Annotated in this window: 20 protein-coding genes and 1 riboswitch; of the genes, 19 read left to right on the top strand and 1 reads right to left on the bottom strand. The window is 47.2% G+C overall.

Annotation, left to right across the window (positions count from 1 at the left end; genetic code table 11):
• The first annotated feature begins 38 nt into the window (after positions 1-38).
• The 17 genes from galU (at position 39) to ACL9RM_RS12510 (ending at position 19,887) form a co-directional block, all read left to right on the top strand.
• Positions 39-932, top strand: coding sequence for a UTP--glucose-1-phosphate uridylyltransferase GalU (galU, locus tag ACL9RM_RS12590; RefSeq protein ID WP_013309151.1), 894 nt, complete (start codon positions 39-41; stop codon positions 930-932).
• A 16-nt stretch (positions 933-948) separates the two neighbouring features.
• Positions 949-1,647, top strand: coding sequence for a sugar transferase (locus ACL9RM_RS12585; protein ID WP_323873141.1), 699 nt, complete (start codon positions 949-951; stop codon positions 1,645-1,647).
• Positions 1,647-2,582: a glycosyltransferase gene (locus ACL9RM_RS12580; RefSeq protein WP_061830280.1), complete on the top strand. Its 936-nt coding sequence runs from the start codon at positions 1,647-1,649 to the stop codon at positions 2,580-2,582. Before ACL9RM_RS12585 ends, ACL9RM_RS12580 begins: the two co-directional genes overlap by 1 nt.
• Before the next feature lie 10 nt (positions 2,583-2,592).
• Positions 2,593-3,930: an O-antigen ligase family protein gene (locus ACL9RM_RS12575; protein ID WP_250267660.1), complete on the top strand. Its 1,338-nt coding sequence runs from the start codon at positions 2,593-2,595 to the stop codon at positions 3,928-3,930.
• A 4-nt stretch (positions 3,931-3,934) separates the two neighbouring features.
• Positions 3,935-4,705: a WecB/TagA/CpsF family glycosyltransferase gene (locus ACL9RM_RS12570; RefSeq protein WP_028543109.1), complete on the top strand. Its 771-nt coding sequence runs from the start codon at positions 3,935-3,937 to the stop codon at positions 4,703-4,705.
• A 5-nt stretch (positions 4,706-4,710) separates the two neighbouring features.
• Positions 4,711-6,153, top strand: a complete 1,443-nt coding sequence (locus ACL9RM_RS12565) for an O-antigen ligase family protein (protein ID WP_250267662.1) — start codon at positions 4,711-4,713, stop codon at positions 6,151-6,153.
• A 5-nt stretch (positions 6,154-6,158) separates the two neighbouring features.
• A complete protein-coding gene (locus tag ACL9RM_RS12560) occupies positions 6,159-7,538 on the top strand; it encodes a lipopolysaccharide biosynthesis protein (RefSeq protein WP_069291326.1) in 1,380 nt (459 codons plus the stop codon).
• 22 nt (positions 7,539-7,560) lie between these two features.
• The gene (locus ACL9RM_RS12555) at positions 7,561-8,400 is read left to right on the top strand and encodes a glycosyltransferase family 2 protein (RefSeq protein WP_023987421.1); all 840 of its coding nucleotides are present in this window, start codon (positions 7,561-7,563) and stop codon (positions 8,398-8,400) included.
• Positions 8,387-9,574: a glycosyltransferase family 4 protein gene (locus ACL9RM_RS12550; RefSeq protein WP_061830277.1), complete on the top strand. Its 1,188-nt coding sequence runs from the start codon at positions 8,387-8,389 to the stop codon at positions 9,572-9,574. Before ACL9RM_RS12555 ends, ACL9RM_RS12550 begins: the two co-directional genes overlap by 14 nt.
• The gene (locus tag ACL9RM_RS12545; protein ID WP_165176467.1) at positions 9,571-10,719 is read left to right on the top strand and encodes a glycosyltransferase family 4 protein; all 1,149 of its coding nucleotides are present in this window, start codon (positions 9,571-9,573) and stop codon (positions 10,717-10,719) included. Before ACL9RM_RS12550 ends, ACL9RM_RS12545 begins: the two co-directional genes overlap by 4 nt.
• A 28-nt stretch (positions 10,720-10,747) precedes the next feature.
• The gene (locus ACL9RM_RS12540) at positions 10,748-11,848 is read left to right on the top strand and encodes a glycosyltransferase (protein WP_023987424.1); all 1,101 of its coding nucleotides are present in this window, start codon (positions 10,748-10,750) and stop codon (positions 11,846-11,848) included.
• Between the two features lie 5 nt (positions 11,849-11,853).
• Positions 11,854-13,182, top strand: coding sequence for a UDP-glucose dehydrogenase family protein (locus ACL9RM_RS12535; protein WP_061830275.1), 1,329 nt, complete (start codon positions 11,854-11,856; stop codon positions 13,180-13,182).
• Between the two features lie 264 nt (positions 13,183-13,446).
• Positions 13,447-13,584 carry a hypothetical protein gene (locus ACL9RM_RS12530; RefSeq protein WP_250267664.1) on the top strand — a complete coding sequence of 46 codons (138 nt, stop codon included), beginning with the start codon at positions 13,447-13,449 and terminating at the stop codon, positions 13,582-13,584.
• A gap of 261 nt (positions 13,585-13,845) precedes the next feature.
• Entirely contained in the window at positions 13,846-15,222 is a 1,377-nt protein-coding gene (locus tag ACL9RM_RS12525; RefSeq protein WP_013309163.1) for a sugar phosphate nucleotidyltransferase, read from the top strand.
• Positions 15,223-15,377: 155 nt separating this feature from the next.
• Positions 15,378-15,458: riboswitch (cyclic di-GMP riboswitch) on the top strand.
• A 13-nt stretch (positions 15,459-15,471) separates the two neighbouring features.
• Positions 15,472-17,046 (top strand): glycosyl hydrolase, encoded by a 1,575-nt coding sequence (locus ACL9RM_RS12520; protein ID WP_414126342.1) that lies wholly within the window; start codon positions 15,472-15,474, stop codon positions 17,044-17,046.
• Positions 17,047-17,094: 48 nt separating this feature from the next.
• Positions 17,095-19,392, top strand: a complete 2,298-nt coding sequence (locus tag ACL9RM_RS12515; RefSeq protein ID WP_061830272.1) for a hypothetical protein — start codon at positions 17,095-17,097, stop codon at positions 19,390-19,392.
• A 312-nt stretch (positions 19,393-19,704) separates the two neighbouring features.
• Positions 19,705-19,887: a hypothetical protein gene (locus tag ACL9RM_RS12510; RefSeq protein WP_414126341.1), complete on the top strand. Its 183-nt coding sequence runs from the start codon at positions 19,705-19,707 to the stop codon at positions 19,885-19,887.
• Positions 19,888-19,940: 53 nt separating this feature from the next.
• Here the strand turns inward: ACL9RM_RS12510 and ACL9RM_RS12505 are convergent, their stop codons facing one another.
• The gene (locus ACL9RM_RS12505; RefSeq protein ID WP_025720479.1) at positions 19,941-20,309 is read right to left on the bottom strand and encodes a helix-turn-helix domain-containing protein; all 369 of its coding nucleotides are present in this window, start codon (positions 20,307-20,309) and stop codon (positions 19,941-19,943) included.
• 327 nt (positions 20,310-20,636) lie between these two features.
• On the opposite strand from ACL9RM_RS12505, the gene ACL9RM_RS12500 reads away from it, so the two are divergent.
• Both ACL9RM_RS12500 and ACL9RM_RS12495 read left to right on the top strand, forming a co-directional pair.
• Positions 20,637-21,386, top strand: coding sequence for a YveK family protein (locus tag ACL9RM_RS12500; protein ID WP_069291330.1), 750 nt, complete (start codon positions 20,637-20,639; stop codon positions 21,384-21,386).
• Entirely contained in the window at positions 21,367-22,053 is a 687-nt protein-coding gene (locus ACL9RM_RS12495; RefSeq protein ID WP_061830270.1) for a CpsD/CapB family tyrosine-protein kinase, read from the top strand. Before ACL9RM_RS12500 ends, ACL9RM_RS12495 begins: the two co-directional genes overlap by 20 nt.
• Positions 22,054-22,137 lie beyond the last annotated feature (84 nt).

Below are 22,137 nucleotides of genomic sequence, written 5' to 3'. Positions count from 1 at the left end.
CAACACCAAAATTCGATGAAGCAAGGAGAATGAGTGCGATGACGAAAAGAGTGAAAAAGGCCATTATTCCAGCAGCAGGGTTAGGTACGCGCTTCCTCCCTGCCACAAAAGCGATGCCTAAGGAAATGCTTCCAATTATCAACAAGCCTACGATTCAATATATCGTGGAAGAAGCGATTGCTTCTGGTATTGAGGACATTATTATTGTTACGGGTAAAGGCAAACGTGCCATTGAGGACCACTTTGACAACGCATTTGAGCTGGAATCCAAACTGCTCGAGGACGGTAAGCTGAAGCTTCTGGAGGAAGTACAGCGTTCTTCGGGAGTGGAAATTCACTACATTCGCCAAAAAGAACCCAAAGGTCTCGGACATGCGGTATGGTGCGCAAGACGCTTTATCGGGGACGAGCCGTTTGGTGTGCTGCTGGGCGATGATATCGTAACAGGTCAGAAGCCTTGCCTTCGTCAGCTGATGGATCAGTATGAGGAAACTCAAAATTCGGTTATCGGTGTGCAGCGGGTACCGCAAGAATTTACGAACCGGTACGGCATCATTGAACCGGATCAGCAGGACGGACGCTTGTACCGAGTGAATAATTTTATTGAAAAACCGGCTCCAGGCACAGCGCCATCCGATTTGGCCATTATGGGTCGCTACGTGTTCTCGCCGAAAATTTTCAAATATCTTGATCTTCAAGAAAAAGGAGCTGGCGGCGAAATTCAGTTGACGGATGCGATCCAAAAGCTGAATCAGAGTGAGCGTGTGTACGCCTATGATTTTGAAGGCACACGTTATGACGTAGGTGAACGTCTTGGATATATTCTAACCACACTTGAATTTGCACTTGCCAGCGATGATTTGAAGTATCCGGTTATGGAGGCCATGAATGAATGGTTGAAAAAGACCGAGAAAGCAACCACGGCAGGTTGAGAGGGGGTACGTCAGCATGAGCATGGAAAATTTACCGGAGGACGGCGAGGCTGTCATGTCAGGTAAAGCGTTTTACATGCCATACGGAAATACACAAATTCAGGATAAAACGTCCTACCTGGTCACAAAACGCCTCCTTGATATGCTGCTGTCGTTCGTGGGCTTGATCGTCTTGCTTCCGCTTTTTGTAGTGGTAGGCGTTTTGATTAAGCTCGAAGACCCAAAGGGAAGCGTGTTTTTCAAGCAAACTCGGGTGGGCAAGAATGAGAAGTTATTCGATATGTATAAATTCCGTTCAATGGTGTCCAATGCTGAGGAACTGAAAAAGGACTTGATGGAGCTGAATGAAGTGAGCGGCGCCATGTTCAAAATTAAAAACGATCCTCGGATCACGAAAATTGGCAGTTTTCTGCGCAAGACGAGTATTGATGAGATTCCGCAGCTGTGGAACGTGTTGGTCGGCGACATGACCTTAGTCGGTCCGCGTCCGCCGTTGCCCAGCGAGGTCGAGCTATATTCCGATTATGATAAGCAACGCCTGATTGTAACACCGGGATGTACGGGTTACTGGCAGGTGAGCGCACGTAACAGTGTAGGCTTCGAAGAAATGGTGCAAATGGATTTGAAGTATATTCATGTTCGCAATACGTGGCTCGATTTGAAAATCATCATGAAAACAGGCGTTAAAATGCTGTTCTCCAAGGATGCTTACTGATGGATGCATTCAAGCGATGTCCCGCAGTGTCCGTCGTTATTTGCACCTATAACCGGGCGGACCTGCTGGAGAAAACGTTAATGTCCCTGCTGGAGCTGGAAGACCTTGCACTGGCTGAGATCATTGTGGTCGATAACCGATCCACCGATCATACAGCAGCGACGATCAAAAGGTTCACCGTCGCCCATGGTCAGAATATCCATCTCCGATATCATTATGAGCGCGAACAAGGACTGTCTGCTGCTCGTAATGCAGGCATTACGTTATCAAGAGCGGAAGTCATTGCTTTTCTCGATGATGATGCAATTCCGTGTGTTACATGGTTGCAAACGATTATGTCAGCATTCGGGAACAATCCTGAGCTGACGGCTATGGGTGGGAAAATTGACCCTATGTTTGAGACGGAACGACCGGGTTGGCTGACAGGCCCGCTTGAACTGCCTTACACGATTATTGATCTGGGCAAAGCCGTTCGTGAATATCCGTCGGGACTGAATCCATTTGGAGCGAATATGGCGATGCGCAAAACGGCTTTTGCCGCCGTTATGTTCCCGCTTCATCTAGGCAGAAAGGGAGATATCCTTCTATCTGGTGAAGAATCGTGGGTATTCGAGCAAATCCGTAAAAATGGTGGGACGATTATGTATCATCCACACATGTCTGTGGAACATTTTGTGCCGGCTTCACGGTTAACGAAAGAATGGATCATGAACCGCTACTATTGTCAGGGCATGTCTAACGCTGCTCAGGCCGTAGGTCTGCGCGGCAACGCGATGCTGATGGCGAAGACGGCAGCCAAAGTGTTATACATCACTGTGGATTCCCTGCTGGCGCGTAGTGAGGGCAGGAAGCTGTTGAACCGGTGCAGGCTTGAAAGTATCCGTGGGACGCTGGATACACTGCGCAACCGGAAAAGCGAGTCAGCTGCGGGGTGAAAGATGGAACATGAGTAACTATCCTTGGACTACTAGAATAAACACCATACAGCATGTTTTTATTTTTCTACTGGGCGCTCTTGCTGTAGGAATTGCGGCTACCTATCAGCCGGTGGTCAGTATTGCGGCGGTATGTTTGCTGCTCTTGCTGGCTGTTTCCATTCATCATCCAGAGCGCATCAGCTACGCTGTTTTGCTAAGTACAGCAGTCTCAGTCGATTCTCTGTATCAGGGTGGCGTGTTCGGTATTGAGATTTTGTCATTGTACAAATTGGGCATTTTGGCTCTGCTGGTGCCGTGTATGCTCGTGTATGGCATACGTCTCAAGTTCAGCTATCCGGTCTGGGCATTGGTGATCATGCTGGGGATTACATTTGGATTTTCAGCATGGCTGCCTTTGTTAACGACCTCGATTGCCGTCAAGGCGTTCGTCGGTTTATCACTCCCTTTCTTTTTTTTACTGATCCAGTGGAAAAAGGATGTGGCAGAAAAGCATATCCGACTGATCAGTTTGTTGCCCATTATTAGTGTGGTCATTGGACTGGGTTTGCAGCTTCTAGGGCTGCATTCGTTTACGGATGTAGAATTTACGGGCGCAGTCAGAGTACAAGGAGCGAATATACCGCCGCATCTGGCAATGCTCTCCTTTCTCGGAATTGCTGTCTCTCTAATTGAAGTTAAGCGTAAACCCAAGCAAGCCGCTTTTTATTACACTGTGTTGGCACTGAACTTTCTGATTCTGATCGCCACCGGTACACGTGGACCGATTCTGGCATTGTTATTAATGTTTGCTGTGTATCTGTTTGATATTGCCCGTCAGTACCTCAAGGGGAAAGTCAATTATTTGCTACCGCTGGCCGGATCGTTTTTGGTTGCTCTGGGGGCGGTGGCCCTGCAATGGAACAATTTAAAAAAACGCTCCTTCGAACGGGAGACCGATACAGGCATTGACCTGTCGGGACGCTCGGAGGCATGGGAATATTTTTTGAACAGAGTACATGATTACCCTTGGTCAGGGAGAGGTCTTGGCGCGGTAACGGTTGCGAACGACGGGACATTATTCAATGGCTTTGTTGTACCGCATAACGAGTATATACGCTTTTATTTTGACACGGGATATATCGGTTGCGGGCTATTAATGCTTTCATTGCTGATCGTGTTCGCTCTCATTTACCGGTCGCTTGCCAAGTCTATCAAACCTTATTTTGCAAGCTTAATTGCAGGCTTTCTGATCTACTCGTTTTCAGATAATACGTTGTCGACGGTTCAGATGATTATTCCATTTTGCTGGTATTTGAACGCGTTATACCAGACATCTACTCAAACCGATTTTCGCAAAGAGAAGTGATACGATGAGCAGAGTGAACATGTTCGATGTCAACTTTGATAATTATGATTTTAATGATCTACTCGAATTTATAGATACTTCTATTGAACATCAGCGTCATTCCTACATTTTGACCTGTAATGTCGATCATGTGATCAAGCTTCGCAAGGATGATGAATTCCGCAAGGTGTATTCGGATGCCGGAGCTGTAGTGGCCGATGGGATGCCTATCATATGGGCGTCTAAGTTACTGAAAAAGCCCCTCAAACAAAAGGTGTCCGGGTCAGATTTGTTCACTCGGCTGGGAGAGGCTTTTGAGGATCGAGGCTATCGTTTATTTTTTCTGGGTGCAGCTGACGGTATTCCTGAGAAGGCTATGCTCAATCTCCAGGAATCTTATCCGAACATGAATGTGGTGGGCTGTTACTCTCCTTCTTATGGCTTTGAGAAAAACGAGGAGGAGAATAGGCACATTATCCAACTGCTTCAAGAGGCTCGCCCGGACATCGTTTTTGTAGGTGTAGGCGCACCTAAACAGGAAAAATGGATCTACAGATATTATGAAACTTACCGTGCTCCGATTTCGATTGGGGTGGGAGCGACCTTTGATTTCCTGTCGGGAAATGTGAAAAGAGCACCGGAGCTGATGCAGAAGACGGGATTTGAATGGTTCTGGAGGTTGTCTCAGGAGCCTAAACGATTGTGGAAAAGATATTTGATTGAGGATTCCCAATTTCTCGTTCTGCTGTTTAAGGAGATGTTCAAGCGGAAGCGGATGAAGGGAGGTCAGGGGTGAGAAACATGAGTCGGTTGGCAGATCAGCCGATTTCCGTTTGGCTAGGAAATCGGCGTGGAATCAGCATGATCGGCATGGGATTGCTGGCTTGTATGCTGCCACTCGCCATCGGATTTGTCAGCGCCAAGATGAATCCCACCATGAGCCAGCAGGGAGCCATATTGCTGGCACTCGTTTTTCCGGCCTTCCTGCTGGCGATCCTGCAATCGCGGCTACTGATTCCTTACACACTGGCAGTGTGGGCAGTAGGCCCGGAAATCCGCCGCATTGCGGATTGGATGGAGGGAACATATCACTCGGTTTCCTTGTTGAGCGTGGCACCGCTGCTGGTAAGCAGTATGTTGATTATTCCTGTGTTGCGAGGCATTCATCAGGCGGAAAAACCCTTGACCCGAATTGCTGTATTTTTCGGCATAGAATTGGCCTACGGAAGTGTGGTCGGGTTATTCAAAAATGGTATTGTTTTTGCTTATGATTTAGCCAATTATGTGGTTCCTTTGATCCTGTTGCCTTATCTTGCGATTAAGCCCATGAAGGCGAAGGAGCTGGACCGACTGCTGTATTCATATGCCAACATTGCTGTTCTTGTGGCAATTTACGGCATTATCCAGTACTTGACGGTGCCTCCGTGGGATGCATTTTGGATGAATCATGTAGAAATGAATTCCATTGGTGTTCCAGAACCACTTCAAATCAGAGTATTTTCTTCCATGAACTCGCCCGGTCCCTGCGCTATTTTCCTGGCGATGGCACTTGTACCCATGCTAATGGAAAAACGTTGGCGCGGCACTTTGGGATGGATCGGAATCCTGCTGACGGTCGTTTGTCTCTTAATCACGCTGGTACGTTCAGCCTGGCTAATTGCCTTCGTCATGTTGCTGGCTTACATTCTCAGTTCATCTTCCAAGGGAAAGTGGAAAACCTTGTTTCAACTAGCTATAGTTGGCCTTCTTCTCTACATCATTGTTCCAAAACTTCCAGGGGCAGAAGGTTTGGTGGCTCGTATGCAGACGCTGACGGATATTCAGCAGGATCATTCGTACAATGAACGTTTGGATTTACTGCATACGATGCTTCCGGCGATTGCTGGCAATCCGGTCGGGCAGGGAATCGGGAGTGTAGGAATCGGAACGAAGCTTGATAACGGCGGCGATCTCGGCGAACTTGGGATTATGGATAATGGATATATCGCCATTTTCCTCACCTTCGGTATTTTCGGGGCATTCTTTTTCTTCGGTGGTCTGTTCGTTATCATCAAGCGCCTTCTCGCCCGTATTGCCGAACGAGATGCCAGTCAGCCTTATATCAGACTGGCGTTGGCTACGTGGGCCGGAGCTGTAGCCAGTCTCATATCAGATAATGGTTTCCCCGGTATGCGCGGCTATCTGATCTGGATGATGATCGGAATAGGACTATGGGCAAAAGATGTCATCGCGGAAAGAAGGTAAAGGCTGTGCAAAACTTACAAGCATTATCCGCACCTGTCCGGACACTATGGTCCACAGTGATTCGGTTTGCCAAAAGCAAGGATAACAGCTCTGCAGCAGTAAAAACGATGATATTCAGTATGCTGATTCTCGTCGTGAATATGCTGACTGGTGTGCTAACGGCACGATTCCTGGGTCCTACTGGACGCGGGGAACAGACAGCGATGGTGAACTGGTCCCAATTTCTCGCCTTCTGCATGAGCTTCGGTGTCCCGTCTGCATTGATTTACAATGCGAAAAGGAAACCGGAGGAAACGGGCAAGCTGTATGGTCTGGCCTTGCTGCTGGCTACCATGTTCGGGGGCTTGGCGACACTCGTCGGAGTTTTTCTAATTCCTTATTGGCTGCGCTCTTTTTCTTCATCGGTCATACTTTTCGCGCAGTGCTCCATGATGATGTGTCCGCTCATAGCGATTTCACAGATCAATAATGCATTGCTTCAAGTTCGCTCGGAATATAAGCAGTACAATTTATTCCGGTATCTGGTACCGCTGAGTACACTGCTGGGTCTGGCGATTCTGATCTTAACCGGAAATATGAATCCGTACACCTCGGCATTGGCCTATTTACTGCCAGGCTTGCCGATTTATATCGGTGTCACGATACGAATGATTCGGCTGTACAAACCAAAGGTAAAGAACAGCTGGACGCAATTTAAAAATCTCTTTACCTACGGTATGGGTTCATACGGAAATGATCTCATGGGGCAGGTTTCCACTTATATTGATCAGATTTTGATTGCGGGTCTGCTCAGACCCGCTGATCTCGGTTTATATGCAGTAGCGGTCAGCTTGGCCAGGATGGTGAATGTATTTTCTACCTCAATCATTGTCGTGCTGTTTCCCAAAGCCTCTGGTCTGAATAAGGAAGAGGCGGTGGCCATAACATTTCGGGCATTTCGAGTGACATCAACGGCAACCTTTCTGGCTGCGGTGATGCTGATGCTGATTGCTCCGTTCGTATTTACATTGTTATATGGTCAAGAGTTTAAACAAGCGCTCACGGTATTCCGGTTCTTGGTGCTTGAGGTTGCTATCAGTGGAGGGACCATGGTGCTGGCACAACAATTTATGGCGTTGGGTAAGCCCAAACTGGTTACCATTCTACAGGGTGTCGGATTGGCGCTCGTCATTCCATTGCTGTCCATACTCGTGCCGAGATATGGATTGACGGGTGCAGGGATAGCAATGCTGTCTTCGGGGATTCTACGGTTCATTTTCATTTTATGTAATGTTAAATTCGTTCTAAAAATGAAGATTCCAAGACTGCTTATTTCCAAACAAGATTTTCAATGGCTCCGATCAACGATGTCGCACTACATCCGGAAAAAGCCAGTTAACGGTTAGATAAAGAAGGAGGCACCCGCTAATGAACCACATGTCTAGCGTTCCCGCGGACAACCGGATATCCGTAGTTATTATCGCTCAGGATGATGGCACTCGAATCACAGCCGCCATTAAATCCTGCAAGCCCTTTGCGGACGATATCGTCGTCATTGACGGAGGGAGCAAGGACAATACGATTCAGGTAGCTGAATCCTTGGGCTGTCGGGTGTTTTCTAACCCGTGGCCCGGTTATGCCAAGCAGCGCATGTTTGGTGTTGAAAAAGCGGAATTTGATTGGATATTCCTGATTGATACGGACGAAGTAGTGGATGCAGAGTTGCTTGGAGACTTGTTGAAAGTAAAGGAAACGCTCCACGATCCGGCCAAAGCATATTCCGTATTCCGGATTGGAGATTTTCTCGGCAAATGGATGAACAAAGGTGAATACCTGGTTCGTTTGTACAATCGGCGTATTTATGGCATTACGAATAGTCTTGTTCATGAAATGCCGGATGTAGCCTCTTCCCAGATTGTCAATCTGGAGGGCGTGTTATGGCACTACGGCTTCCGCAGCATCAGTGATCATATGACTCGTTTTAACAAATATACAGATCTGGAAGCAGAGACGGCATTTAACAAAGGAAGATCCTTTCGGATTACCAGACTGTTGTGGCGGCCTCCTGCCCGCTTTGTGCAGAAGTATTTTGTCCAAGGCTTATACCGCAAGGGATTGGCGGGTTTTGCCGTAGCAGTATTCTGGGTGATGTATGAGTTTCTCGTCTGCTTCAAGCATTATGAGCTAACCAAGCGGCGAAAAAAGATAGAAATCGTGGATGACGGACATACCGAGCAGAAAGGAGAAACCAGCTATGTCGTACAATAACGGATTTCGTATTGCGGCAACGGGGCTGAGCTGGCCGTCCTTGCAGCCAGGAGGCCTCAACACATATTTCAAATCCATCTGTGAGCAGCTTACATTAGAGCGCAATACGCTGGATGCTCTAATCTGTAGTGACGAGCAGCCGCAGGCGCCCGACCGTATTCGGATTCATTCGATTGGCAGCAAGCAGCAATCCATGTGGAAGCGTCGAGAGCTAATGCAAAAATATGCAGCAGAGCTGTTCGACAAGCAACCGACGGATGTACTGTATTCCCATTTTGCTCCCTATGGTGTCGGACCGGCGCTGGAGGCGAAAAAAAGAGGAATCCCGGTAGTTACCACCTTTCACGGACCGTGGACGGAGGAAATGAAGATTGAAGGACAGGGCCTCAAGCATTTGTTAAAAACGACGTTGGCCAAATCCATTGAAATGAAGGCCTACGGATTGGCGGATAAATTTATAGTGCTCAGCGAAACTTTTCGGGATATTTTGCATGAGCACTATAAGGTTCCACTCAGCAAAATTCATATTATTCCTGGTGCGGCGAATGTAGAAAGGTTCCACCCGGCAGAGGATCAAGAAGCGGTGCGGAAGCGCCTGAATTTGCCGCAAAATGCGACGATTGTGCTAACCGTTCGTCGTCTTGTTAATCGAATGGGACTACTACAGCTACTGGAAGCATGGCGACGAGTAACCGAGCGTCATCCTGATCATGTGTTGCTGATTGGAGGGAAGGGCCCCTTGATGGAGGAATTGGCTTCCAAGGTGGCGGAATACAATCTTCATAACCATGTAAGGCTGCTCGGTTATGTGTCGGATGAGGAGCTTCCACTGTACCACCAAGCATCGAATTTGTTCGTTGTACCCACACAGGCACTGGAAGGTTTCGGTCTGATCACAGTAGAGGCGATGGCCTCGGGACTGCCGGTGCTGGCGACTCCTGTGGGTGGCAATAAGGAGATTTTAAGAGGATTCCGTCCCGAGCTTTTGTTCAAGGGAACGGATAGTGAAGCCATTGCTGAAGGGTTGCTGCGTGTGCTGGATCATCGTGAACTTCTACCGAATGCAAGGGAATGCCGGGACCATGTCCTGAGCAGATATACATGGGGACATGTAGCGGAGCAGGTGGAAGAGGTGTTCCGACAGGTCCTTGATAGAAAGGCGGCGGCGAAATGATGAGAGTAGCTTATATTGACCATACGGCAAGATGGAGCGGCGGCGAAGTCGCTTTGTACAACATACTGACGAATATCGGGGAACATATCGACCCGCTCGTTATTTTGGCAGAGGAGGGCGATTTAGCAGATCGGCTTCGGCAGCGTGATATTGATGTGCGCATCGTTCCATTGGACGATTCGATTCGCAATCGGGGACGGAATGCCGTGAATCTAGGTGCACCGGCAGCAGCTTTTCGTTTGCTGGCTTACGGTAGAAAACTTGCGCCCTTGCTGCGTGAGGAAAAGGTCGTGTGCGTTCACACGAACTCGCTCAAGTCTGCACTGTATGGTACAGTAGCCGCCAAATCGGCGAAGCTGCCCTTGATCTGGCATATCCGTGACCACATCGGTCCGCCGTATCTGAAGCCGATTGTGGCCAAAGGGATTCGGCTGATGTCCCGCTTTTTGCCCAACGGAGTGATTGCTAATTCCAAGTCCACGCTGAGTGCGTTGGAGTTACCCCCGGACAAAAAGACGCTTGTCGTTTATTCCGCTTTTGCCAAAGCAATTACAGCACGTGACACGGCTGCCCATGTACGTGGTGATGACTCGTTTAACGTCGTATTGGTCGGCAGATTGGCGGAATGGAAGGGACAGCATATTTTACTGGAAGCAGCACGCTCCTTTTTACCGGATCAGCGCGTGAAATTCTGGCTGGCTGGAGATGCGTTGTTCGGAGAAGAGGAATACAAGCAACGATTAGAGTCCACGATGCGCGAATACGGGTTGGCTAACGTCAATCTGCTGGGACACGTCGATGACATTCAAGGCCTGATGCAGCGTTGTGATTTGCTGATTCATACCTCTATTACACCAGAACCATTCGGTCAGGTCATTATTGAAGGCATGGCTGCGGGTCTCCCCGTGATTGCCTCCAATGAGGGTGGACCCAAGGAAACGGTGGTACCCCATGAAACCGGGCTGCTTATTGAACCGGGGGATCCGGCTAAGCTGGAAGCAGCCATCCGCTGGATGTTGGAGCATCCACAAGAACGTCAGCAGATGGGTGAGAGAGGGATGGAACGGGTCAAGAAGCATTTTGTCATCGAGAACACAGTTAAGGATATAGTTCATTACTATAAGGGTTTGTTGGCAGGAGTCTGACCGACATTCGCGTTAAAGGATGATTCAGATGAAAATAGCGATAGCGCACGATTACTTAATCCAAATGGGCGGAGCGGAAAGGGTAGTAGAGGTATTCCACGATATGTATCCGGAGGCTCCTATCTTCACAACGGTGTTCAGCGACGACCGCCTGTCGCGTAACTTGAAGGATGCGGATATTAGAGCCACTTGGCTACAAAAAGTCCCAGGAGTGAAGGACAACTTCAAAGGAGTGCTGCCGCTGTATCCCATTGCTATCCGTGATTTTGATTTTAGGGATTTCGACATTGTTTTAAGCTCCAGCAGTGCATTTATGAAAAGCATCCAGGTACCCAAACATACGTTTCACATTTGTTATTGTCACACACCGATGCGGTTTGCCTGGGATTACGATACATATATGGCCCGGCAGTCCAAATCCAACCTGCTCAAAAACATGCTCAAGCTGTACATGAACCGGTTGAAAACATGGGATGCCAAAACTTCTCGCAACGTAGACCAGTTTGTCGCCAACTCTTCGGTTGTTAAACGAAGAATTTTGCACTATTACCAAAGGGATTCGGATGTGATTTTCCCACCTATTAATACATCCCGTTTTAAACGCGCTACAAACATCGGTGACTATTACCTGATCGTATCCCGATTGGTGTCCTACAAGCGCATTGATCTCGCGATCGAAGCATTCAAACGTAACGGTCTCAAGCTGCGCATTGTGGGTGAAGGACCCGACCGTAAACGACTCGAAGGTATGGCTGCCCCGAACATTGAGTTCCTCGGCAGGCTTGAGGATGAAGAGGTTAACAAGCTGATGGCAGAATGCCGAGCGCTCGTTTTTCCGGGTGAAGAGGACTTCGGTATTACGCCTTTGGAGGCGAATGCGGCCGGACGGCCTGTCATCGCTTTTCAGGGTGGGGGAGCGCTGGATACGATTGTTCCTCATGTGAACGGCGTATTTTTCCGCAAGCATCAAGTAGAGGATGTGCTGGAGGCCGTCGAAAAGGTTGAGCAACATGCGTGGAATGTGGACGATATCATTACCCATGCGCGCAAATTTGATGAAGAAAATTTCAAGGATCAATTAAAAAAGTATGTAGAACAAGCCTATGTGAACTTTCTAAAAGGAGGATGAACGGAATGAAGCTGGCTGTAATCGGTACTGGATACGTTGGGCTCGTCTCGGGTGTATGTTTTGCGCAAAAAGGTAATGAGGTGATTTGTGTCGATCTGGAGCAGCACAAAATCGACATGTTGAACCGGGCAGAATCTCCGATTTATGAACCGGGTATTGAGGAATTGATCGCGTTGAATCTGGAAGCGGGCCGGTTGGAGTTCACCTCGGATTTGGCCGATGCGGTACGCCGCTCGGATATCGTAATTTTGGCGGTAGGTACACCTTCTCTGGCTAACGGCGAGGCGAATTTGTCGTACATTGAACAGGCGGCCGCTGATGTTGGGAAAGCCATGAACGGGTATAAGATTATTATGACCAAGAGTACTGTACCTGTCGGAACGAACGAAAAGATTAAGGACGTGTTGGCTCGTCACACGAGTTTGTCTTTCGATATCGTCTCCGCGCCGGAGTTCCTGAGAGAAGGCTCAGCCATCAATGATACGCTTTATCCGGATCGCATCATTATTGGTTTGGACAATACAGGATTGCGTGAAACCATGGTCACTCTGCATCAGGTGTTCACGGATAAAATCTATGTGACGGATATCCGTAGTGCTGAAATGATCAAATACGCGTCCAATGCGTTTCTGGCAACTAAAATTTCGTTCATTAACGAAATCGCTAATATTTGCGAAAAGGTTGGCGCCGATGTCACCTGTGTGGCTGACGGTATGGGTATGGACAAACGGATTGGCTCCTCTTTCCTACAAGCAGGGATCGGGTATGGTGGCTCTTGCTTTCCAAAAGACACAAATGCGCTTATCCAAATTGCAGGTAATGTAGACTATGAATTTAAGTTATTGAAATCGGTGGTCGAGGTGAATACCGACCAGCGCTTTATGATTGTATCCAAGCTGCGCGAATCGCTGGGTCAACTGAACGGTGTGTCCATTGGCATTTGGGGCCTCGCCTTCAAGCCAAATACAGATGACATCCGCGAAGCTCCAGCACTGGAAATCGTAGAAACGCTCATTCAGGCAGGCGCTATTGTCAAACTGTATGATCCCATTGCGATGGATAAATTCAAGGAGCGCGTGGATCACCCGAATATTATGTGGTGCTCATCCCCACAGCAAGCCGCTGAAGGTAGCGACGCTGTGTGCCTGTTGACCGATTGGGAAGAGTTCAAAAAAGTCGATCTCGTACAACTGGCCTCCATTTTGCGCAAGCCGGTTCTCATTGACGGTCGTAACGTATTCGCTGAGGAACAGATCCAAGGCTCCGGGCTCGAATACTACTCCGTGGGTCGTCCGCGGATGAGTGGGTGGAATCGGGATAAAGTGGAAGTTTAAAAGTGACAGATTAAAAAGTGACTGTGGCGGTGTTGGAGGCGCTGAAGGCGCTGCGCGTGCAGATTGTTCTTCCGATTGCTGTTACCCCCGGATTTTCTGGATTATATAAAACATTCAAAGGTTAAAATCCGGGGATAAAGGCAAACGCTGACGCTTCTTCAGAACAATTCTGCCCGCTCCGCTGCTTTTCGCCGTGGAGTCACAGTTTTTAAACTCCCACCTTATGGGGGGAGTAGGAAGGGCGTATCGGAGGGAGCGGCGCGGTTGAAGCCGCTCCTTCCGATCAAGTACGCCATTGCGGTTGCCGAAGGCAATCTGGGCAAGGCGTTACGAAACCTCGATTACTTGAAGCTTGCAAGCACAGCGTGCAAGCACCGAAAGCGTGAGATTTTTACAGGCTGACCGGACTTAATAATGTCCGGTCGTGCCTTTTGCAATAAACGGTATGATCGGCATGATGCATTTTGAGTAGCGCAGGAATGGATTTGAATCTGGAGAAGCGGAGCGGTCGCCTTTGACTTGGGATTCTTACATATAAATGTCTTACACAATCCAAAGAATCCCACGGCAACAGCGATCGTAAGATCAAATCCAGCCCGTAGCGGGCTACTCAACTTTGCCCCATCCGATCATCCAACCAATATAGAGAGGAAGTGGAGAGTTATGAAGCTCGTACTTTTGTCTGGTGGTTCCGGTAAAAGATTATGGCCTTTGTCCAACGATTCCCGTTCCAAACAATTTTTGAAGGTACTGGAGAGCCCGGAGGGGATTTCGGAATCCATGGTACAGCGGGTATGGAGACAATTGGGAGACAACGGATTATCAGAATCCTCGTTTATTGCGACAGGGAGAGCACAGGTCGAAATGATCCAGAGTCAGGTCGGGCCGAATACGCGCATCATTGTTGAGCCGGAACGCAGAGACACCTTTCCTGCGATTGCGCTGACAGCGACTTATCTATATTCCATTGCTGGTGTTTCCCCTGATGAAATTATAGCTATTTTGCCTGTAGATCCTTATGTTGAGGATGCTTTCTTCGCTTCCGTAGCCCAGCTGGAACATACACTCCAGGAGAGTGAAGGCAAGCTTGCTTTAATCGGGGTTGTCCCTTCCTATCCTTCAGAGAAATATGGTTACATTATTCCGAAAAACGATGCCACCCAAGGTAGCACAGGCTACCGCGAAGTGAGCCATTTTCAAGAGAAACCCGACCGGGAGCAGGCGGAGCGTCTAATTGAACGCAATGCTCTATGGAACTGCGGGGTTTTTGCATTCAAATTAAGTTATTTGCTGGATATCTTGGCATCCAAGGGTTTGCCGCTGAATTATGAAGAAATGCAAAAGCAATACGCATCTCTGGAAAAAATCAGCTTTGACTATGAAGTAGTCGAGAAGGAAAAGGATATCGTAGTTCTTCCGTATGATGGTTTTTGGAAGGATTTGGGTACCTGGAATACACTCACAGAAGAAATGTCTAATCAACAAGTGGGCAGAGGTGTAGTAACGGAGGATTGCGTCAATACGAGTCTTATTAACGAGTTAGACATTCCTGTGGCGATCATTGGAACGAATGATCTGATTGTAGCCGCTAGCCCGGATGGTATTCTTGTGACCAATAAGGCCGAAAGTCCTCGCATTAAGGAAGTGCTCAAGGCTCATGATCAGCGTCCAATGTATGAAGAACGTCGTTGGGGGCAGTATCGGGTTGTGGATTATGTCAAGTATGACGAGGGTAACGAGGTATTGACCAAACGAATCCGCGTACGGAAAGGCAAAAATATCAGCTATCAGCTTCATTTCAAACGGAGTGAAATTTGGACCATTATTAGCGGTGAAGCGGAAATTATTTTGAATGAGAAGCTGCACAAAGTAAAAGCTGGTGATGTAGTTCGCATTCCTGAAGGAACGAAGCATAGCATTTTGGCTGTGACCGATGTGGATTTTATTGAGGTGCAGACTGGTTCTGAATTGGTTGAAGAGGATATTGTCCGCTTTTGTATGGATTGGAATGAAATTTCCCGTCACCAATTTATCTCATAATTGTTTTCGTAAAAACGAAAAAAAGACGAATTCATGAAAATTCATAGCTCAAACTGTCGAAATTGGGCGAAAACCTGTAAATTCATGAACATGACCTATTAAATTTTGGTAAAAGAAAGTCGATACTTAGGGTAAGAAGGAATCCAAACTCCTTCCAACGATAAACGCAGCCCTGTCGAAAGGCAGGTACGCAAAGCTAAAGGGCCTTCTACAAGGATGGCAGCCTGGCTACCGAAAGGAAGAGCGAAAGTGAGATTCAATTTTATTCCTCTGTATCGACTGATACGTCATGTACTCCCCGTTGTTATGCTTTTTTCATTGTTGCCCGTCGGTTTTGGTGATTCTCTGTCTGTGGCGAATGCCGCTTCATTACAACCTGTTAATTCGGACGCTTCTATTCAGGCCCGTGAACTATACAATTATTTACTCAACATCTCAGGGGAAAAAATAGTCACCGGTCAGCATGATTATTTGGAAAGTCCGGATGAATTAAGTAACAAGGTCCAAAAAATCAGTCAGGCATATGTTGGTGTACACGGCTATGAGATGGGAGCTATCTCTGGTCAATCTGACGCTACGGAAGCAGCACAACGTAAAAATGTCGTTGATAGTGCTATCCGTTGGAGCAGATCCGGTGGTATTGTGACGATGACTTTTCATGAAGCGCTACCGGGTAGGCCACTGACTTGGGCCAATGTACAGGCGAAAGTAAGTCAGACAGAGTTCAACAAATACGTGACCCCAGGTACTACGCAGTATAACCTCCTCATTGCCGATCTGGATAAGGTCGCTGTTTCGTTAAAGCAGCTTCGTGATGCAGGGGTTCCGGTTTTGTGGAGACCTTACCACGAAATGAATGGTGACTGGTTCTGGTGGGGAAACAAAACTAATTTCAATCAGCTATGGAATATCATGTACGACCGTTTTACAAACACACATCAATTGAACAATCTGCTGTGGGTATGGAGTCCGAATGCGCCCAATTCGTATACTGTTCCGTATACCCCGAAATACCCGGGGGATGACAAAGTGGACATTTTGGCAGTAGACATTTACAACAATGATTTTAAGCAAAGTCATTACGAAGGCTTGCTTGGATTGGCACGGAATAAGCCGATTGCCATTGGGGAGCATGGTGAGATGCCTAGTTCTGAGGTGTTGCAGGCTCAGCCTAAATGGGTATATTCCATGACTTGGGGCAAGATGCTGACCGAGAATAACACAACAAACCAAATACAGGATTATATGAATGATTCGAAGAGTTTGACACGGGATGATGTGAAGAATGGGCTGGCAGCAATCGAACAACCTGGGACAGATGTACCGACCTTACCGGACGAGGGACAAAGTGAGCCTATCCCGGCTCCGACCCCTCCTTCCGTTCCTGATGTGGTATATGTGAACGGGTTGCAGGGCGAATATTTTAACAATATGAATTTGAATGGAAGTCCTGCTTTGATCCGTACAGATAGCAAGCTGGACTACAACTGGCGCGCCAATGCAGCTGATCCAAAGGTGAATGCCGATCAGTTCTCGGTTCGCTGGACGGGTAAAATCAAACCACAATATAGCGAGACCTATACGTTCACAACGATATCCGATGATGGTATTTGCGTATGGGTAGACGGCAAGTTGGTGATTGACAGCTGGTTCAAACAAAGCTGGACGGAGCGTAAAGGCAGTATTACTTTGGAAGCAGGCAAAATGGTAGATGTAAAAGTGGAATACTATGATGAAAAAGGCGACGCAATGGCACGTCTTATGTGGGAAAGTCAGCATGAAGCGAAAGCGGTGATTCCCGGAAACGCTTTGTTTCTTCCTTGATTGATACTCTTTCCCGGTCCAAAAATTTGAGGAGAGAGGGTGGATCATATGATAAAAAAATGGTTATCCCATAGGTATACAGTCGTTTTATCTGGACTATTAGCGGTCGTAGCTATAGCGATGATTGCTTGGTTTATATACACGCCTTCAAGAAGCGCAGAATTGCAGACGGATAAAGTAGCGGCTGCCAGTCCAGTATGGAAGCTGGGTCAGAGGGATGACTCTTCAGCGGAATTCAAAGGTGTGGTCGGTAGGGATAATATCGACATTTCTACAGCAGCTGCCACTACCGAATCGTCTGCTAAAGGAGCACTGTCAGCGTTGTCGGTAGCAGAAGAGAGTACAACAGTTCCGGTATTGCTCAGCAGTGGAGATATTCCTCCCGGTTTGAATGCGTCCACGAACCCTGAACTGACACTTCAGTATAAGCTGAATCAGATACCTCCCAATGGTATGATATTCCGTGTTCGGATTTTGGATGCGGGCAAAGCAGTCCCGCAAATGGCTGTATTTTCAAATCATCAGCTGTCCGGTATTATTCAGATTGCCGGGGTATCCGGTACTGGGAGTGCTTATAATTTCAAAAACAACTACGAGTTGTATATACCCAAAGAGCAATTGCAAAGCGGTGTTAACGTACTCAAGCTAAAGACAGCGCGCTGCCTATACTGCTCCTCTGCAGAAGATAAAAATGTGTGGTGGACTTGGGATGACTTGAGCTTGGAGACGTTAGCTTCACCTGCGGTCGAACCGGTACACGGTAAATATATACTGACCGGAACAAATGTGAACAATAAAGAATTTTATTATGATCAGGGTGCAGTTAAGCATTTACCATACGTTCTCAAGTGGCTGGGCATTGCTTATAGTGGCAATGTCATGAGGGTCACCTGTGCCAGTAATGTGGGCAAGGCATGTACAGACGTGGATGATTACTATCAAACGTTAAAGCAGTATAATATGCAATCGTCTGCTTTGTATTTATATACAGGTGATATTAAGCTGCAAAAAGATGGTTCTCTGCCAGAGACAGCCAAGCAAAAGTTGCGCGATTATGTAAAAAAATACGGTTCTTATCTTCAATATTATGAAGTAGATAACGAACCTGGATTATTTAATCGCTCCAAGGCGGTAAACCTGGCTGTGGCCAAGTGGTTGAATACAGAAGGCAAGCAATTGGCACCGCATCTCAAAACCGTAGCACCGGGCTGGGCCTACTGGCCAACGTACTCTACCAAGGCGTGCAAAAATCAAACCAGTGGTACGCAAAAATGCGGTGACCCAGATGGATGGGAACGAGACCCGGCGCAACGTAAACAGCTGGAGGAAGTCACCGACCTGACCAATGGACACGCCTATGGTGAATCGTATAATGAAGAGGGCGGAGGCAGCTTCGTCCAAAATTTGAAAACCTTCGGCGGTTCGAGCAATGGACTGGCGAAAAAGATGCTGAACACAGAGTTCGGTACCAATGATACGCATCGAGACAATCCAGATTACGGGGCTAGTCAGCCACAAGCAGCTGCATTCGACCGGATTATGCGTTCGCAAATTGGGTTTGCCGATATGTTTATCCAGCACGCTGCTTTTTATAAAGATTATACGCTGTTTAAAACAGGCTTCGATCTGCAAAGTCATAACCCGGCCAACACAGAAATTTATCCGTTCGGGCAAGGACAGGACACTCGCGTTAAGATCATGAGACGCTTGAGCTTAGCCTATGCCACCCATGGACAACCTCTGACTTATACAGTGCTGAATCCAGAGGATACCAAGGACAAGATGGTCTATGTTCGTGCGGTGGATACGTCCAAGCTTAAACCGCTGGCAGGTAGCGGCGCTACTTCAGACAAATTGCTGGTGAATCTAGTGAATTTCGAAGCTACCCCGCAGACCGTTCGTGTACGGGTAACGATGCCGAAAGCTGGTTTGTACACCGGTGAACGTTTTGGAGCAGGTTCTACTTACAGTCAGGCACAGCGTTCCATATCAGGGCTCAAGGCTTCTCCTGCCCTTGATTTTGAAGAAAAGCTGGGTCCTGGCGAAGCGGTACAATATATTTTGGAATTAAAAAGTACAGATCAGACCGCAGCTTCAGCCCCAACAGGGGTGAAGGCTGCCTCTGTTCAGGATGGGGCGGTAAAGATTAATTGGCTTCAGGCAGAAGGCGTATCTTCCTATGATGTGCTGCGTGCTGACGGGACCGACGGGGCCTATCAGGTGATTGCCTCGCAAGTAGCGGGAAACACGTATACAGACCGCACAGTAAAAGCTGGAGGCCACTATGTCTACAAAGTCCGGGCGACCGGAGGCACTCAGGTTTCCCAGGCAGCCGAGGTGGCTTAATAACAGATCGGAATGTATATAGGACCTGAGTTAACGAATACCTAACATCATTTCGAAAGAAAACAAAAAAGAACCTATCAGGAGAAAATAGGACCTGACAGGTTCTTTTTTGTTGGAAAATCGTTCTGATTTGCCAATACTTTACGTATAATGAAGAAAAAAATAAGAAAATCCTTTTATATTCTCGTCATAAGACGACAACATTGCAGGTATGTATTCATATATAATAGTTTTGTTCATGACTATACATACATGGTTTTGTGGGAAATCTCTTTCCGGTGACCAAGAATAATAAAGCGAGGTTAGTGCTGAATGAACAAGGAGACAGAATTAGGGGTGAACAACCCTCTTTTTCAAAACAACGTACGGAAAGTAGACAAAGCCGCTATCGACTTGGACATCCGGGACATTTTGCTTCAATGTGGGCTCACGATGCCAGAATGGCTAGAAAACGACGCTGATGGAACCACATACCGGAAGGACAAGCGCGTGTAAATTCCACCGGCTGGTCCTACTTGAGCGAGACGTGAAGCAGTCGGCCGCTTTCTTTATTCCATCATTCGTTCCATTCGGACAAATGCAATAAAACGTTTGGCTTCTTCCTCAGACAAGGTGCGTCCGTCAATGGTCAGGTTGAAACGTTGCAGAATATCCTCGTCGGACAGTTCAAGCTGGTCCACAAATTCCCTCACATCTGAATCCAATATCGCTGCCGGATGGCTCGTACGTCCCACCAAGTAGTCAATCGTTACCCCGAAAATATCAGCGAGCTTGGTCAGGATCTCAAAATCTGGCTTGCGCCTATTTTTTTCATAGTGAGAAAGAGCTGCCCGCGTAATTCCGAGGGATTGCGCTAGTTCCTCTTGTTTTAATCCCTTATGTTCTCGTAATTCAGCGATACGGGTGCCATAATTCATCTGTTTTTCCTCCTGAAGGCAAGGTTAAGAAAGGTAAAAAAGCAATTTTACGCTTGACAAGATACGTTTTGTATCATAAATTAGTTATGTAAGTTACATAACGTATCTTTATTTCATAGTTTTCACTTATGTCTTCGTTTATATACCCTAAGAGGCCACCGATTATTGAGCATTTTGTGCTTATTCGCTGGCTAGACCTTCTATGCGCTATTATACAACATTTTACTATAGATTAGAGGGTCATGCATCGTTCTTTTCCCCGTTATGCAGAGGATCAGTACAAGCGTTATTGCATCGAAAACAAGTCAATCAGGGAGGACTGGTCTTGTGCAGTTGAAAGAGTACATCCGTTTGATCCGTAAAAGAATGTGGTTGATTGGTAGCATCGTACTGCTGGTATGTACTGTAGTGGGCATAAAAAATGTATATTTTACCCCGCAGATTTATGAAGCTACCGCAAAGCTCATTATCAACCAGACGCCACGACCGGATCGTGCAGGTGTCGTTGATTACAGTGTAGTTCAAACGAATATAGCCTTAACGAACTCCTATAAGCAAATTATGATCTCCTCGGCGATTATGGATCAGGTGGTCGCCAGCTTCCCCGACCTTAAGGTCACTCCGTCAGCTTTGGCGCAAAAATTAAGAGTGAACACCGCAGGTGATTCACAGGTCATGGATGTAACAATCCGCGATTTATCGTATACGAAGGCTGTGAAAACCGTCAATGCGGTAGCCAAAGTATTCAAACGGCAAATTCCCTCTATCATGAAAATGGACAATGTCACCATCCTAAGCGAAGCCAGTCTGAATGATCCAGCAGTTCCCGTGAACAGTAATCCCGCTATACAGATATTTATTGCTTTTGCCACCTCTTTATTGTTGGGAATAGGTTTGGCATTTTTGCTGGAGGTACTGGATGATACATTTAAGAATGAAGAGGATATTGAAAAAGAACTCGGTCTGCCTACCCTATCCCTGATTACGAAAATGAAAAAAGAAGATAAACGCTCTGACAGCTCGACTACAACTCCTAAACAGGTAGGTGAAGGGCAATATGCCGCGATTAATCAATAATCAGCTCGTTACATCCCTACATGCTCAGTCTTCCGTTTCGGAGGAGTACCGCATGCTTCGTACTAACATCCAGTTTTCTTCTATAGACGAGCCGATTGAGGTTATGATGGTGGCGTCCGCCCAGGCGGGTGAAGGCAGAACGGTCACGATTAGCAATTTGGCTGTAACCTATGCGCAAGAGGGGAAAAAGGTGCTGATTATGGACATGGATCTGCGTCGTTCCTCTTTGCACCATATGTTTGGTTTGCGTAATCATACAGGGCTGACACGGGTGCTTGCCAATCAACAGGCATGGCAGGATGTGGTTCAGGAAACCGGGATTGACCATCTGCATGCAATTACAGCCGGGCCGAACCCGCCCAATCCGTCCGAGATGCTCAGTTCCCGCAGAATGAATGCTCTGCTGGTTGAGCTAAAAGAACATTATGACGTGATCTTAATGGATACGCCGCCGTTGCTGTCCTTTCCGGATGGCTTAATTATAAGCGCTATGTGTGACGGAGTCATTCTGGTGGTGCAGGCAGGGAAGGTCAAAAAGGATGTCGTCAAGAAAGCAAAAGCGAATTTGGAAAGAGTAAAGGCGCGCATTCTGGGTGTCGTACTTAATAATGTGAAGCGTTCGAATACCCGCGCCGAGAGGGGTATGGAGGAACGCAATCTGACATGAATAAAAAGGAGGAAAATGAGAGTATATAAAATTCTTTTAACAATGTATAAATAATAATTATCAATAAGGAGCGAGGTGATGAGA

The organism is Paenibacillus sp. S29, assembly GCF_049319765.1.
GTDB lineage: Bacteria > Bacillota > Bacilli > Paenibacillales > Paenibacillaceae > Paenibacillus > Paenibacillus polymyxa_B.
This window is presented reverse-complemented; position numbering and strand designations above follow the sequence as displayed.